Genomic DNA, 13,539 nt, shown 5'->3' on the forward strand with positions numbered 1-13,539 from the left:
CGGTTCACCTCAGGACACGTCCAGCACGATCTTGCCGCGGGTGCTGCCGGTCATGCTCTGGCGGAAGGCCTCGGCGGCCTCGGACAGGGGGAAGGCGGACGCGACCGGGACGGTCAGCTTGCCGGCGTCCGCGAGGGCGCCGAGGGCGGTCAGGTCGGCGGTGTCCGGGCGGACCCACACCATGTGGCCGCCCTTGGACTTGACCTCGCCGTCGGCGATGGAGGCCACCCGGCTGCGGTCCTTGAGGAGTTCCTGCGAGACCTCGACGACGCCTCCGCCGACGAAGTCCACGGCCGCGTCGACGCCTTCGGGGGCGAGCTCCCGGACCCGGGCGGCGAGGCCGTCACCGTATGTGACCGGCTCGGCGCCCAGGGACCGCAGGAACTCGTGGTTGCGCTCGCTGGCCGTGCCGATGACGCGGGCTCCCCGGGCGACCGCGATCTGGACGGCGAGGGAGCCGACACCGCCCGCGGCGGCGTGCACCAGCACGGTCTCGCCGGCCGTCACGCCGACCCGGTCGAGTGCCTGATAGGCCGTCAGTCCGGCGAGCGGGAGCCCGGCGGCCTGCTGCCAGTTGAGCGACGCCGGCTTGGGCGCCAGGGTCCGGACCGGTGCGGCGACCAGTTCGGCGAAGGTGCCGTGCTGCACCTCGTCCTTGCGGACATAGCCGATGACCTCGTCACCGACCGCGTACTCGGTGGCGTCCGCGCCGACCGCCTCGACCACGCCCGCCACGTCCCAGCCGGGGATGAGCGGGAAGTGCCCGTCCATCATCGGGTCCAGATAACCCGCGAGGATCTTCCAGTCCACCGGGTTGACCCCGGCCGCCTTGACCCGGATCAGGAACGAGTCCGGGCCCACCTTCGGATCGGGGTGGTCGGTGTAGGTGAGGACTTCGGGGCCGCCGTAGCTGTTCGCGATGATTGCCTTCATGATCCGCTACAACGCGTGACGGCCGGGGTTCATTCCACGGTCGCGGGGACGGTCACCGAAATGGCGTACGAGGAGTGCGGGGGCCGGGGCGGGACCGGCTCGGCCCAGGTGGTCGGTACCGGTCGCGGTGGGCTCCAGGGGTGTGGCCGAAGGCCCGGCGGAACACATCGATGAAGGCGCTGCTGGAGGCCCAGCCGCAGCGGTGCGCCACGGCGGTGACGGGGGTGTCCTCGGCCAGCAGGCGCAGGGCGTGGTGCAGGCGGAGTTGGGTGCGCCACTGCGGGAAGCTCATACCGAATTCGGCCCGGCAGAGCCGGGTGAGGGTGCGGTCGCTGACCCCGGCGGTGGCGCCGAGTTCTGCCAGCGTCCGCTGGTCGGCCGGGTCGGCGCGGAGCAGGGCGCAGACCGCGACCAGCCGCGGATCGGTGGCGGCGGGGACGTGGAGCGGCTGCTCGGGCGAGCGGCGGAGCTCGTCGAGCAGGACGGCCCGCAGGCGGCGGCGTTCGGCGCCGGGGCCGTCGGGCCGCCCGGTGTAGGCGAGGATCAGCTCGCGCAGCAGCGGGCCGACCTTGAGGACCGCGGGCCGGTTCAGGCGCAGCGGGTTGTCCCGCACCGGCAGTCCCACCAGGTGGAGGTCGGTGTCGCCATGGGCGCGGTGCTCGTGAACGGTTCCGGCCGGGATCCAGAGGGCCCGCGTGGCGGGGGCGATCCAGCTACCCGCCCCGGTGGTGACGGACAGTACGCCACGGCCCGCGTAGACGATCTGGTGCTCGTCATGGCGGTGTGCGTCGACGCCGGTACCGGCGGGCAGCGGCCGCAGGCCCGTGACCAGGCGCGGGGCATGGCGGTTTTTCGGCATCGCTTGGCAATTTATCGGAAGCGGACGGCTTCCCGCCCGGCCGATCATCGAGGAGCGACGGCAGACCACGCCACCTCCAGGAGTCCCCATGGGCAACCTCTCGATCCCCCCGCTCGCCGAACTGAGGAAGCGCCGGAGTGCGAAATGGCGGACCTTCCCGGACGACGTACTGCCCCTCCCTGTCGCGGAGATGGACTTCCCGCTGGCGGAGCCGGTCGCCGAGGCCCTCCATGAAGCGGTCGGCCGGTCGGACACCGGTTATGCGGCACCGACCCGCGAACTGGCGGAGGCGGTGCGCCACTACGCCCGGCGCAGCTGGGGCTGGCGGATCGACGCCGACGGGGTGCGCACCGTCGCCGACGTCGGGATCGGTGTCGTCGAGGTGCTGCGCCGGGTCGTCAGCGCGGGTGACCGGGTGGTGATCAGCCCGCCGGTGTACGAGCCGTTCTCCTGGTGGATACGTGAGGTCGGGGCGCATGTCGTGGAGGCGCCGCTGATCGAGGGGCCAGGAGGATGGCGGCTCGATCCGGACGCCCTGGAACGGGCCTTCGCCGACCACGCCACGGCGTATGTGCTGTGCAATCCGCACAACCCCATGGGCCTGGTGCACCGGCGCGAGGAGCTGGTGGCGCTCGCCGAGCTGGCCGACACGTACGGCGTCCATGTGCTGTCCGACGAGATCCATGCCCCGCTCGTCCTGCCGGGCGCCGAGTTCGTGCCGTTCCTGTCGGTGTCGGAGGAGGCGAGGCGCTGGGGGTTCTCGTTCCTGTCGGCCAGCAAGGGCTGGAATCTGGCCGGGCTCAAGGCCGCCGTCGTCGTCACCGCCGATCCGGCGCCGAAGCGGTATGTCGACCGGCTCTCGCCCCACTCGCTCTATCGCACCGGGCACCTGGGCGTGCTCGCCACGGTGGCCGCGCTCAACGACGGTGGCCCCTGGCTCGCCGAGGTCCTGGAGGTGCTCGATCACAACCGGCGGCTGCTGGCGGACCTGTTGGGCAAGCTGCTGCCCGAGGTGCGCTACCGGCAGCCGCAGGCGGGCTTCCTTGCCTGGCTCGACTTCCGCGCGCTCGGCTGGGGCGACGACCCCACCGCGCATCTCCTCACCGCCGCCCGGGTCGCCCTCAACGCCGGTCACCGTTACGGCCCTTCCGGCAACGGCTTCGCACGGCTGAACTTCGGCTGCGCACCGGAGACGCTCACCGAGGCGCTCAGCCGTATCGCCGCGGTCTCCTGAGATCGCGGCGAGCGGGGCGGCGGACTCCGCGCCCCGCGGGGCCCGGACGGCCTCAGCCGGGCGGTGCCCCCAAGGCGCGCAGCAGGAACGGGAGGAGTTCGCCGATCGCCGCCTCGCCGGACGTGGGCCCGTCCGTCGCGCCCTGGTACGTCACGTCGGGCGTCAGGAAGAGGCGGCTGACCATGGAGCCGACGACGAGATCGGCCAGTACATGGGCGTTCTCCAGCGGCGGGATGTCGCCGCGGGCGACCGCGCGGCGCACGACCTCGGCGGCCCGGTCGCGGACCGGCTGGACGATCGCGGAGTCCAGGACCCGGGCCAGCGCCTCGTTGTGCGCGGCCTCACCGATCAGGATGTGCAGCAGCCGGCCGCCGGGGCCCTCCAGCGTCTCCGCCTTGTCCCGGAGCAGGACGGCGAGGTCGCCCCGGAGGCTGCCGGTGTCCGGCTGCGGGCCGAGGTCGCTGGCCCAGCTGACGGCGGTGCCCACGACCAGGTCTTCCTTGGAGCGCCAGCGGCGGTAGAGGGTCGCGGTGGACACTCCGGCCCGCTTGGCGACGGCCGCGGTGGTCAGCCGGCCGTAGCCGCTCTCCTGAAGCACCTGGAGGGTGGCCGCCAGCAGCGCCCGGTCGCGTTCGGCGTCCCGCGGCCGGCCGCGGGACGGCTGCCGCCCGGCGGGCGCGGTCTGGTTGCTCTGGGTGCGTTCGGCCACGCCGGGATTCTACCGGCCCCCAATACGAAACGAAATATTTTCGTTTCGTGTAGCCTCGGCGTCATGGCTTCTCCGACCCACCACAGCGACCTGGACGCCGCCGCCATAGTCGGCCGGCTCCGCCGCACCTTCACCACCCACCGCACCGCCTCCCCGGAATGGCGCCGCGGCCAGCTGACGTCCCTGCGCACCCTGCTCACCGACCACCGTGCCGAGCTCCTCCAGGCCCTCGCCGACGACCTCGGCAAGGGCCCGGAGGAGGCCTATCGCACCGAGATCGGCTTCACCCTGCACGAGATCGACCACACCCTGGACCGGCTCGACGGCTGGCTGGCGCCCCGTCCCGCGGAGCTGCCCGAGCGGCTGCTCCCGGCGACCGCGCACACCGTCCGGGAACCCCTCGGCGTCGTCCTGGTGATCGCCCCCTGGAACTACCCGCTGCAACTGGCGCTAGCCCCGCTCGTCGGCGCGCTGGCCGCGGGCAACTGCGCCGTCGTCAAGCCCAGCGAACTCGCCCCCGCCACCTCGGCCGCGATCGCCCGGCTGCTCCCGCGCTATCTGGACGGCGACGCGGTGGCCGTCGTCGAGGGCGCCGTCCCGGAGACCACCGCCCTGCTGGCGGAGCGCTTCGACCACATCTTCTACACCGGCAACGGCACCGTCGGCCGGATCGTGCTGGCAGCCGCCGCACCGCATCTGACGCCGGTCACCCTGGAGCTGGGGGGCAAGAGCCCGGTCGTCCTCGATCCGGGGACGGATCTGGCCGCGGCGGCCCGGCGTCTGGTGGCCGGCAAGTTCCTCAACGCCGGCCAGACCTGTGTGGCGCCCGACTACGTCCTGGCGATCGGTGCCACCGCCCGGGAGATCGAGCCGCATCTCGTCGCGGCGGTGCGCGAGACGTACGGCGACGACCCGGCCGCCGCGGACGAATACGGGCGGATCGTCAACACCCGGCACTTCGACCGGCTCACCGCCCTGCTCGACAGCGGACGCACGGTCACCGGCGGTGCGCATGACCGCGCCACGCGCTATCTGGCGCCCACCGTCCTCGCCGATGTCGACCCCGACGCACCGGTGATGCGGGAGGAGATCTTCGGCCCGGTCCTGCCGATCGTGCCGGTGCCCGACCTGGACGCGGCGATCGCCTTCATCAACGAACGGGACAAGCCGCTGGCGCTCTACGCGTTCACCGCGTCCGAGGACACCAAGCGGCGGCTGCTGGAGGAGACCTCCTCGGGCGCGCTCACCTTCGGGCTGCCGGTCGCCCATCTCACCGCGCCCGGCCTGCCGTTCGGCGGGGTCGGCGAGAGCGGTATGGGGCGCTACCACGGCGAGTACTCGCTGGACACCTTCAGCCACACCAAGGCGGTGCTCGACAAGCCGCTGGTCTGACGGCGGACGGACGGGCGGCCCCCGGGGGCGTGACGGCGGCCCGGCGACGGTGCCGTCCACCGGACCGGGTGCCGTCCGCGGACTACACCGGCCGCATTCGGTACTCGTAGCGCTCCGGGAGCGGATGCGCGGACCGGGCCGCGGCGCGGACCTCCTCGGTGACCGGGCCGCCGCCCGCGACCAGTTGCTCGGCGATGGCGTACCAGGTGTCGCCGAGCACCTCGTCGCCCTCCCGCAGACCGGCGATCTCGAAACCGGCCTCGAAGATCTCCCGGGCCGCGGCCGGCTGCCCCTGGGCGAGCAGCACCTGCGCGGTCAGCAGCCGGAAGCGGCCGTCGGCCGGGTCGGCCGGCCGCAGGCCCGCGAGCAGCTGCGCGGCCTCCTCGGTACGGCCGGCCGCGAGCAGCGCGGGCACCGCCTCCCGGGCGAGCGCCGGCAGCACCACCCGCCAGGCCCGTGCGGCCGGGTCCGGTGCCGAGGCCGCCCGCGCCGCTTCTGCACAGGCCTGCGCATACCGGTCGGCGGCGCGGGCCGGCTCGCCCGCCGTGGACTCGGCGACCGCCAGGCAGTACAGCGGCAGACAGCCGGCGCCGTGCCCGAGGGCCCGCTCCCAGCTGCGGACGGCCTGGGCGCGGTCGCCGGCCTGCCACTGGGCGAGCCCCAGGTGGTAGTCGATGGACGGGCCGGGCGGTGCGGCCTCCAGCAGATCGCGCCAGGCCGGCGCGGTCAGCACCGGTCCGGGTACCGGGCCGCCGGCCGGCAGGTCCCCGGTCCTCAGCAGCGTCAGCCACGGCTCCTGTTCGGCGCCCAGGGTGGCCGGGCCGAAGGGCGTACCGGGCAGGTCCAGGCCCGTGCGGGCCACCTCCAGCGCGCCCCAGCCCGAGCCGGTGGCCAGCGACTCCTTCGGTTCCTGATCGGCGTACGGCAGCCAGGCGGCGTAGGCGGCCTCGACCTCCGCCCGGGGCAGGGCGGCCTCCAGCCGGACCGCGACCTCTTCGCGGGCCGCGCCCCAGTCCGCGCCGTGCACCGCCGCGGGATCGGCGTGCAGCGGCCCGTACGCCTCCAGCCAGCTGAACTCGCCGCCGGCCTCCAGCGGCACATGCTCCAACTGGGTACGGGCCAGCCCCGCCTGGATCTCGGCATAGCCGCCGCTGCCCGGTTCGGTGAGCCACTGCTGCCAGCGCCGCCCGGCCCGGCCCGCGCCCCACAGGAAGAGCTTGCGGCCGCGCAGGGTGTCGGTGGAGGTCTGCACCAGACCGCGGCCGTCGGCGTCGAGGGAGGTGACCCAGCGGCGGGCGCCGTCGGGCACGTCGTAGAAGTAGTCGGCGGGGTAGGTGCTGCGCAGCGGGTAACTGCGGTCGGTGCCATCGGTGTCGGGCACCGGGACCCGGCGCAGGGTCCGTTCGTAGCCGAAGTGCCAGGCCGCGTCGGCGGGGGCCAGGACGCGGGTGCGCTCCCCTTCGGGCACGGCGGTGTTGGACCACCAGTAGACCGGCACGGTGTGATGGTGCGGATTACGGATGCGCACGCCCACATGGAGGAAGTCGGAGCCCTCGGGCAGCCACAGGTCCACCTGGAAGGGCAGATCGCGCAGCCGCTCCCACTCCCACAGCCGCAGCATCTCCCCGCCGTCCGGGGCCGGCACCCGGGCGGCGTGCAGCGGGGCGCAGCAGAGCGTGGTGTGTCCGGTGGCGCCGATGTTCCACTCGATGCCGCCGGAGAACCAGGCGCCGTTGAGGGCGAAGGCCGCGGGCTGTAACACCGGGTTGCGGTAGAGGAGTTCGCGGTCGGTGGGCTTGTGGTGCAGGGAGTACACCCGGCCGCCGAGCCCCGGCAGGACGGTGGCGCGCAGCCGGTCGTTCTCCAGGACCAGCGCGTCGAGGTCGGTGGGGCGGCGGGACCGGCCGTAGCCGTCGCGCAGCGGGGCGGGCAGGATCGAGCGCAGCGGTGCACAGCCGATCTGCCGCGCCATGTCGGCGGGCAGCCCGGCGTCCTGGGGGACCTCGATGTGGTGCACGTCCTGACCGGCCCGCAGCGCGGGGAGGGGGTTGTCCGGGCCGAGGGGCGCGGCGGGGAGGGTCAGGGTGGTGCGTCGCACGCTCGTGGCCACGGCTGCCTCGCAATGCTGGACCGGGCCGCCTCGGCTGCGGCGGCCTCCTGTTGACCATGGAACCGCGTGATCGCCGCTCTGCACAGGGTCTCCCGGGGCCGGGCGAGGTCAGGGTTGCGCAAAGACACTCTCAAGGAGATCGGCCAGCAGCGCCGCGCCGGTCCCCTCGGGGTCGCGGTCCGGGTCGTAGATGGTGACGTTGATGCCGGCGCAGCGCGGCGAGGCGGCCAACGGGCCCAGCAGCGCCAGGAGTTCACCGGTGAGCAGGCCGCCGGGGTCGGGGCTGTCGACGGCCGGCATGACGGACGGGTCGAGGACATCGGCGTCGAGATGGATCCAGAAACCGTCGAGGTGCGCCCGCTGGAAGTGGGTGAGGACGTCGCGGGCCACCGCCTCCGGGCCGCGCCGCCGGATCTCGCCGACCGGGGCGTGGCTGATGCCGAGGCCGGTCAACTCCTCCTGGTCCTCGTCCACATCGCGGATGCCGAGGACACATACGTCCTCGTCGCGGACGTACGGCCGCAGCCCGTCGAGGTCCGTCAGGTCCGCCTGGCCCCGCCCGGTGATCTGCGCCAGGCCCTCCCCGGCCGCGGCGCCGACCGGGCCGGAGACCGCCGCGTTGCCCGGGTGCCGGAAGTCGCCGTGCCCGTCGAGGTAGGCGACGCCGTAGCGCCCCAGCCGGCGCAGTGCGAGCACCGCGCCGAGCAGGATGCTGCAGTCCCCGCCCAGCACCACCGGGAAGTCACCGCTGCCGACATGCCCTTCGATACGGGTCGCGAGCCGGCCCGTGTAGGCGGCGAGGGCGGCGGCGTTGAAGTCGCCGTCCCCCTCCTTCCAGTCCCCCAGGTCGTAGCGCGGCGGCACCACCACACCGCCCTCCAGCGCACCGAGCCGGCGCAGCAGTCCCTGTTCGCGCAGTGCGCCCGCGAGCTTGTAGCAGCCGGGCACGGTGCCGGGCGCGGGCGGTCGCAGTCCCAGGTTGGAGGGGGCATCGATCAGTACGGTTCGGCGCATACCGTGATCGTCACACAGCCGCCCCGAAAATGGGGAGGCCCGGCGTGATGCGGCGAAATAGCCTGGCACTTCGGCTCATTGACGCAGGCAGAAACGGAAAGCGGCACCCATGGCGAACCAGCACACCTACCGAGTCATCGTCCGCGGCAAGTGGGACGGTCTGACGGCCGGGTCCCGGACGAAGCTGCTGGCCGAGGTGGACGCGCACGGCCTGGACCGGTTCACGTTCACCCCGGAGGGCTCGCTGGCGTACGACAGCGCGCTGCACTCCTTCAGCTACCGCTTCGTCATCGTCTCGGACGCGGCGGACGGCGAGGAGATGGCGGCCGCGCTCGCCGAGGACAAGGCGGAGACCGCGCTGCGGTCCGCCGGGCTCGGCTACCGCGATCTGCGGTCCACGGCCACCGACATGGACACCATGAAGATCAACCGCAAGTCCCGCTAGCCGGGGCTACCGTCGGACGGCTGCGCGGCGGCGCCCGGTTCGTTGAAGCGCAGCCGGTTCCCGAAGGGATCGGTCAGCGTGAGCGAGGTACCGATCTCGTCCTGCTCCAGACCGGGCCGCAGATACGGATAGTGCTTCCCGGCGAGCTCGGCGTGCAGGGCGCGCACCCCGCTCAGCTCGGTGTAGAGCGTGGAGCCGGGCGTCGCGTCGCCGTGGTGCTCCGACAGGTGCAGCACGAGGTCACCGCGTGAGACCTGCGTGTAGAGCGGCATACCGGGAGCGAAGCGGTGCTCCCAGTCGACCGTGCAGCCGAGGTAGTCGACATAGAACTGATGGGCCTTGGCCACGTCGAAGATCCGGAAGACCGGCACGCTGCGCCGGAAGTTGATGGTCATGACGGACATCGCAGCACACGGCACTGACATCGGCGCGCCCCGCACGCCCGTCGCCTCATTCCGCCCGCCCGGAGACCATCTCCGCGGTGATCGCCCAGCGCTCGTGGTCGCGCCAGGCGCCGTCGATGAAGAGGAAGTCCGGGGAGAACCCCTCCAGCCGGAACCCGGCCCGCTTGACCAGGGCGATCGACTGCTCGTTGGCCGGCTGGATGTTGGCCTCCAGCCGGTGCAGCCCCAGCTCCGTGAAGGCGTGGTGGATCACCAGCCGCAGGCCCTCGCTCATCAGCCCGCGGCCGGCGGCGTGTGCGAAGGCGCCGTAGCCGATCGCGCCACAGCGGAACGCGCCGTGCACGATGTTGTTGATCGTGAGGTATCCGGCGATCCGGCCGTCGGCCAGGTCACAGATCAAGAACCCCTCGCGCTGCGGCTCCTGGAGCCGCAGCAGATAGCCGTCGTACGCGGCGTCCGTGGTGGGCGGGAAGAGCCAGGGGCGGTGCAGCTCCGCGCTCTCCCGCGCGAGCGCGGTGAACTCTGCCCCGTCGGCGGCGGTGAAGTGCCGGATACCCACCCGCGGGCCGCGCGCGAGGTAGCGGTCGTTGCTCGTCATCGGCAGATCGTACGAAGGGCGGCAGCGGCAGGCCAGCCGGCCGGGCGGCGCGCCCGGGCCGTTCCCGCCGTCAGCCGCCCTCCCGCCACTCCGGCACGTCCGTCCCGCACAGACCACGGGACCGCTCGCCGGACGGCGTGATCGACCCCCTCGTACGGCCGCGGGACGGAGGCGAAGAAGCCCAACATGTCGCAATCTGAACGAAGTTGGCCGAACTGCGCGTAGACATGCCCGGCATCCGAGGCATGAGGTGAGATCGGCGCGGCGAACCCGGCGCGCCACAGTGTTGCCTTCTCACACACAGGCAACTTGAGCCACTCCAGACTCGTACGGGAGGAATTTCGTGACCGAAGCCATCCCCTACTTTCAGAACCGCACCTGTCCGTACCATCCGCCCGCCGCATACCAGCCACTGCGCGAGGCCGGCCCGCTGACCCGTGTCACGCTCTACGGCGGCCGCAAGGTGTGGGCGGTCACCGGCCACGCCGAGGCGCGGGCGCTGCTGACCGACCAGCGGCTCTCCGCCGACCGGCAGAACCCGGCCTTCCCGATCCCGTTCGAACGCTTCGCCGCCATCCGCCGCGTCCGGGCCCCGCTGATCGGGGTCGACGATCCGGAGCACAACACCCAGCGCCGGATGCTGATCCCCAGCTTCAGCCTCAAGCGGACCGCCGCACTGCGGCCGCGGATCCAGCGGATCGTCGACGGGCTGCTCGACCGGATGCTGGAGCAGGGCCCGCCCGCCGAGCTGGTCTCCGCGTTCGCCCTGCCGGTCCCCTCGATGGTGATCTGCGCACTGCTCGGGGTCCCGTACGCCGACCATGAGTTCTTCGAGGAGGAGTCCCGCCGGATCCTGCGCGGCCGGTCGGCAGAGGAGGCGGAGGACGCCCGGCTGAAGCTGGAGGAGTACTTCACCGGGCTGATCGCCGCCAAGGAGAAGAACCCGGGCGACGGGCTGCTGGACGAGCTGATCCAGGACCGGCTGCGGACCGGCACGCTCCCCCACGACGAGCTGGTTCAGCTCGCCATGATCCTGCTGGTGGCCGGTCATGAGACCACCGCCAACATGATCTCGCTCGGCACCTTCACCCTGCTGGAGCACCCCGAGCAGCTGGCACAGCTCAAGGCCGACGAGGGTCTGATGCCGGCCGCCATCGAGGAGCTGCTGCGGTTCCTGTCCATCGCGGACGGGCTGCTGCGGGTGGCGACGGAGGACATCGAGATCGGCGGACAGGTCATCCGCGCCGACGACGGGGTCCTGTTCCCCGCCTCGCTGATCAACCGGGACGAGGCCACCTATCCGTCACCGGACGAGCTGGACCTCGGACGTTCGGCCCGCCATCACGTGGCCTTCGGCTTCGGGATCCACCAGTGCCTGGGGCAGAACCTCGCCCGCGCGGAGATGGAGATCGCACTGCGCTCGCTGTTCACCAGGATCCCGCAGCTGCGGCTCGCCGTGCCGGCCGCCGAGATTCCGTTCAAGGCCGGCGACACCCTGCAAGGAATGATCGAACTGCCGCTGGCCTGGTAGCAGCCAGGACGGCAGACCAGAGAAAGGGGTCCGGAATGCGGATCGCGATCGACACCGACCGCTGTATCGGCGCCGGCCAGTGTGCCCTGACCGCGCCGGGGGTCTTCACCCAGGACGACGACGGTTTCAGTGCGCTGCTGCCCGGCCGTGAGGACGGCGCGGGCGACCCGCTGGCACGGGAAGCCGCCCGCGCCTGCCCCGTGCAGGCCATCACGGTCACGGACGACCGGTAGCACCCCGCGGACGACCGGCTGACGCGCGCGGCCCCGGCATCCGGCGCCCGAGGCGCGCCCGAGCCGTCCGCCCCTCCACTTGTCCCTACGGCATCCACCCCATCCGCTACCGCAACACCCCTTGGGTGACGGGCAGTTCGAGGACCCCGGTGTCCCCGGGCGTACTGGTGACCGTCACCGGCTTCACGCCGCGATTGCCCACATAGGCGTCGTCGCTCGCGGCGATCACGAAGCGCAGTCGGTGCCCCGGCTCGTAGCGGTGCACGATGCCCGGCAGTTCCACGGTGAACCGCCGGGTCACATCGGGCACCCGGGCCGGGGCCACCAACCGGTGCACCAGCGTCTTCCTGCCGTCCGGCGCGACATCGTAGAGCTTGGCGAACAGCACCAGCCGGTCGGCCGCGTCCGCGGACCGCTGGGCCCGCTCGGCCTGCGGCGAGGTGACCTTCAGCGTCACCCTGGGCGCACCCACCACCTCCACCGGCCCGCCCGACACCCGCTGTGAGGTCCAGTCGAGGTAGCTGCCCCTGGCGTCGTACGGCGCCGCGTCCGGCAGCCCCAGCAGCCCGGCCAGCGAACTCTCCGAATGGCTGGTGGCCATCCGCCGATTGCGGTACGCCCGGCTGCCGCGCGTCACCTCACCGCGGTGGCCGACGAGCTTGCCGTCCCCGGAGAGATACAGCCGCCGGGTGCCGCCCGCCGGGAAGGCGGGCGAGGTGGCGTAGGCGGAACCGGCGGTCACCCAGTCCCGGTGGTAGGCGAAGGCCGGGCCGGTGCCGGTCGCCGTCCGGTGCCGCAGATAGCGGTCGAACCACGCCAGGATCCGGCGGCCGACGTAACTGGTGTCCAGGTTGCCCTGCGCCAGGTTGAGTTCGCCCGGCACCGGCTTCTTCATCCCACCGCTGTGGCCCCATGCCTGCCAGATCATCTTGACCGGGGTGCCCTGCGCGGCAAGCGTCCGGTAGGTGGCGGTGGCCTCGTTGAGGTTGAACAGGCTGTCGTTCTGGCCCTGCACGAGCAGCGTCGGCGCCTTCACGGACGGCAGATACGAGACCGGGGAGACGCTGCGCGCATAGCGGAGCACCGCGTCGGTCCGCTGCGCCGGGTACTTTGCGGAGTCCAGCAGCCGCTTGGTCTCGCAGGCCCGCGCGACGAAGTGCAGACAGCCGGAGCCGCCGGTGCGCGACGGGTCGAGCTGTGGATGCAGCAGCCCCTGCGCCTCGCCGATCAGGAAGAACCCGTTCGTCCACTGCCACTTGTAGGCACCGGGCAGCGGGCCGGTGACACCGTGGGTCCGGCCGGCGTTGTTCGGGTCGAGCGAGTAGGAGAGGTCGTTCCAGGTGATGAGCGGGACCAGGGCGTCGACCCGGTGGTCGACGGCGGCGGTGGCCAGCTGGATCGCGCCGCCGTAGGAGCCGCCGATCATGCCGACCCGCGGATCGCGTACGCCGTCCTTGGCGATGTAGTCGAGACGTGTCCCGTCGTCGGCCGTACGGGCGCCGGCCAGCAGGTCGACCAGCCCGCTCGCCGCCCGGCCGTCGATTCCGGGGTCGTCGAGGGAGATCGGGCAGCCGGTCTTGCCGAAGCCGAGCCCGGAGTAGGCCAGCGCCACATAGCCGCGGGTGGCGAGGGCCTTGGCGAGGCCGTCGGTCGAGCCGTCCTTCTTGCTGCCGCCGAAGCCGTTGGTGGTCAGCACGGCGGGCGCCGGGTGGGCCGCGTCGGCTCCGGCGGGGCGGTAGACATCCGCGTCCACGGTGCAGCGGCGTTCCCCGCCCTGGACGGTGACCTTCAGCGCGGTGACGGTGTACGGGTCGGCGGCGGCCACCGCGGGGGCGGTCAGGAAGAGCGGCGCGGCGAGGGCGGAGCCGGCCAGCAGGGCGAGGGACCTGCGGAGCACGGGGCGGGACGCGGCGCGGGACACGCTGGGCACGAGGACCTCCACACAGGTCGTACCAACCAGTCGGTAGCGGCGCGCTCATGCTGTGGCACGGGTAACGGCAAGTCAACGCTCCGCACCCGCGTCGTGGTTAGGACGTGCGTTCAGGGCCGTCTCAGGGCGCGAGGCATCGTGGCGGCC

At 72.7% G+C, this 13,539-nt stretch carries 13 protein-coding genes; 5 read left to right on the forward strand and 8 right to left on the reverse strand.

All coding sequences use genetic code 11. The features are described 5' to 3' along the window. Positions 1–9: 9 nt before the first annotated feature. Together ACZ4XD_RS30215 and ACZ4XD_RS30220 are read right to left on the reverse strand one after the other, a co-directional pair. Positions 10–933: an NADP-dependent oxidoreductase gene (locus tag ACZ4XD_RS30215; protein WP_468047237.1), complete on the reverse strand. Its 924-nt coding sequence runs from the start codon at positions 931–933 to the stop codon at positions 10–12. Between the two features lie 52 nt (positions 934–985). Then, positions 986–1,792 (reverse strand): AraC family transcriptional regulator, encoded by an 807-nt coding sequence (locus ACZ4XD_RS30220; RefSeq protein ID WP_468047239.1) that lies wholly within the window; start codon positions 1,790–1,792, stop codon positions 986–988. A gap of 88 nt (positions 1,793–1,880) precedes the next feature. Between ACZ4XD_RS30220 and ACZ4XD_RS30225 the strand changes: the two genes are divergently transcribed. Then, a complete protein-coding gene (locus tag ACZ4XD_RS30225) occupies positions 1,881–3,026 on the forward strand; it encodes a MalY/PatB family protein (protein WP_468047241.1) in 1,146 nt (381 codons plus the stop codon). Between the two features lie 52 nt (positions 3,027–3,078). Here the strand turns inward: ACZ4XD_RS30225 and ACZ4XD_RS30230 are convergent, their stop codons facing one another. Beyond that, positions 3,079–3,735, reverse strand: a complete 657-nt coding sequence (locus ACZ4XD_RS30230) for a TetR/AcrR family transcriptional regulator (RefSeq protein ID WP_468047243.1) — start codon at positions 3,733–3,735, stop codon at positions 3,079–3,081. 63 nt (positions 3,736–3,798) lie between these two features. Between ACZ4XD_RS30230 and ACZ4XD_RS30235 the strand changes: the two genes are divergently transcribed. Beyond that, positions 3,799–5,127, forward strand: a complete 1,329-nt coding sequence (locus ACZ4XD_RS30235; protein ID WP_468047246.1) for an aldehyde dehydrogenase family protein — start codon at positions 3,799–3,801, stop codon at positions 5,125–5,127. 82 nt (positions 5,128–5,209) lie between these two features. On the opposite strand, the gene ACZ4XD_RS30240 is transcribed toward ACZ4XD_RS30235, so the two are convergent. Further along, entirely contained in the window at positions 5,210–7,237 is a 2,028-nt protein-coding gene (locus tag ACZ4XD_RS30240; protein WP_468047248.1) for a DUF5107 domain-containing protein, read from the reverse strand. A gap of 108 nt (positions 7,238–7,345) precedes the next feature. Next, the gene (locus ACZ4XD_RS30245) at positions 7,346–8,251 is read right to left on the reverse strand and encodes an arginase family protein (RefSeq protein WP_468047250.1); all 906 of its coding nucleotides are present in this window, start codon (positions 8,249–8,251) and stop codon (positions 7,346–7,348) included. 109 nt (positions 8,252–8,360) lie between these two features. Here ACZ4XD_RS30245 and ACZ4XD_RS30250 point away from each other — a divergent pair, with 109 nt between their 5' ends. Further along, positions 8,361–8,696, forward strand: coding sequence for a DUF6204 family protein (locus ACZ4XD_RS30250; protein WP_468047252.1), 336 nt, complete (start codon positions 8,361–8,363; stop codon positions 8,694–8,696). Here the strand turns inward: ACZ4XD_RS30250 and ACZ4XD_RS30255 are convergent. Both ACZ4XD_RS30255 and ACZ4XD_RS30260 read right to left on the reverse strand, forming a co-directional pair. Then, entirely contained in the window at positions 8,693–9,091 is a 399-nt protein-coding gene (locus ACZ4XD_RS30255; protein WP_468047254.1) for a glyoxalase superfamily protein, read from the reverse strand. The genes ACZ4XD_RS30250 and ACZ4XD_RS30255 overlap by 4 nt on opposite strands. Positions 9,092–9,146: 55 nt before the next feature. Next, positions 9,147–9,698 carry a GNAT family N-acetyltransferase gene (locus ACZ4XD_RS30260; protein ID WP_468047256.1) on the reverse strand — a complete coding sequence of 184 codons (552 nt, stop codon included), beginning with the start codon at positions 9,696–9,698 and terminating at the stop codon, positions 9,147–9,149. A gap of 343 nt (positions 9,699–10,041) precedes the next feature. On the opposite strand from ACZ4XD_RS30260, the gene ACZ4XD_RS30265 reads away from it, so the two are divergent. Further along, positions 10,042–11,229 carry a cytochrome P450 gene (locus tag ACZ4XD_RS30265; RefSeq protein WP_468047258.1) on the forward strand — a complete coding sequence of 396 codons (1,188 nt, stop codon included), beginning with the start codon at positions 10,042–10,044 and terminating at the stop codon, positions 11,227–11,229. Between the two features lie 35 nt (positions 11,230–11,264). After that, positions 11,265–11,462 (forward strand): ferredoxin, encoded by a 198-nt coding sequence (locus tag ACZ4XD_RS30270; protein WP_251083642.1) that lies wholly within the window; start codon positions 11,265–11,267, stop codon positions 11,460–11,462. A 106-nt stretch (positions 11,463–11,568) separates the two neighbouring features. Here ACZ4XD_RS30270 and ACZ4XD_RS30275 read toward each other — a convergent pair whose 3' ends face one another. Beyond that, positions 11,569–13,383 carry an alpha/beta fold hydrolase gene (locus ACZ4XD_RS30275; RefSeq protein ID WP_468047303.1) on the reverse strand — a complete coding sequence of 605 codons (1,815 nt, stop codon included), beginning with the start codon at positions 13,381–13,383 and terminating at the stop codon, positions 11,569–11,571. Positions 13,384–13,539 lie beyond the last annotated feature (156 nt).

The organism is Streptomyces sp. NPDC029466 (assembly GCF_055574515.1).

What these genes read in the sequence shown, in the direction of transcription:
- ACZ4XD_RS30255 (WP_468047254.1), bottom strand. Translation starts at nt 9,091, where the DNA reads ATGACCATCAACTTCCGGCGCAGCGTGCCGGTCTTCCGGATCTTCGAC.
- ACZ4XD_RS30220 (WP_468047239.1), bottom strand. Translation starts at nt 1,792, where the DNA reads ATGCCGAAAAACCGCCATGCCCCGCGCCTGGTCACGGGCCTGCGGCCG.
- ACZ4XD_RS30215 (WP_468047237.1), bottom strand. Translation starts at nt 933, where the DNA reads ATGAAGGCAATCATCGCGAACAGCTACGGCGGCCCCGAAGTCCTCACC.
- ACZ4XD_RS30235 (WP_468047246.1), top strand. Translation starts at nt 3,799, where the DNA reads ATGGCTTCTCCGACCCACCACAGCGACCTGGACGCCGCCGCCATAGTC.
- ACZ4XD_RS30270 (WP_251083642.1), top strand. Translation starts at nt 11,265, where the DNA reads ATGCGGATCGCGATCGACACCGACCGCTGTATCGGCGCCGGCCAGTGT.
- ACZ4XD_RS30245 (WP_468047250.1), bottom strand. Translation starts at nt 8,251, where the DNA reads ATGCGCCGAACCGTACTGATCGATGCCCCCTCCAACCTGGGACTGCGA.
- ACZ4XD_RS30250 (WP_468047252.1), top strand. Translation starts at nt 8,361, where the DNA reads ATGGCGAACCAGCACACCTACCGAGTCATCGTCCGCGGCAAGTGGGAC.
- ACZ4XD_RS30260 (WP_468047256.1), bottom strand. Translation starts at nt 9,698, where the DNA reads ATGACGAGCAACGACCGCTACCTCGCGCGCGGCCCGCGGGTGGGTATC.
- ACZ4XD_RS30225 (WP_468047241.1), top strand. Translation starts at nt 1,881, where the DNA reads ATGGGCAACCTCTCGATCCCCCCGCTCGCCGAACTGAGGAAGCGCCGG.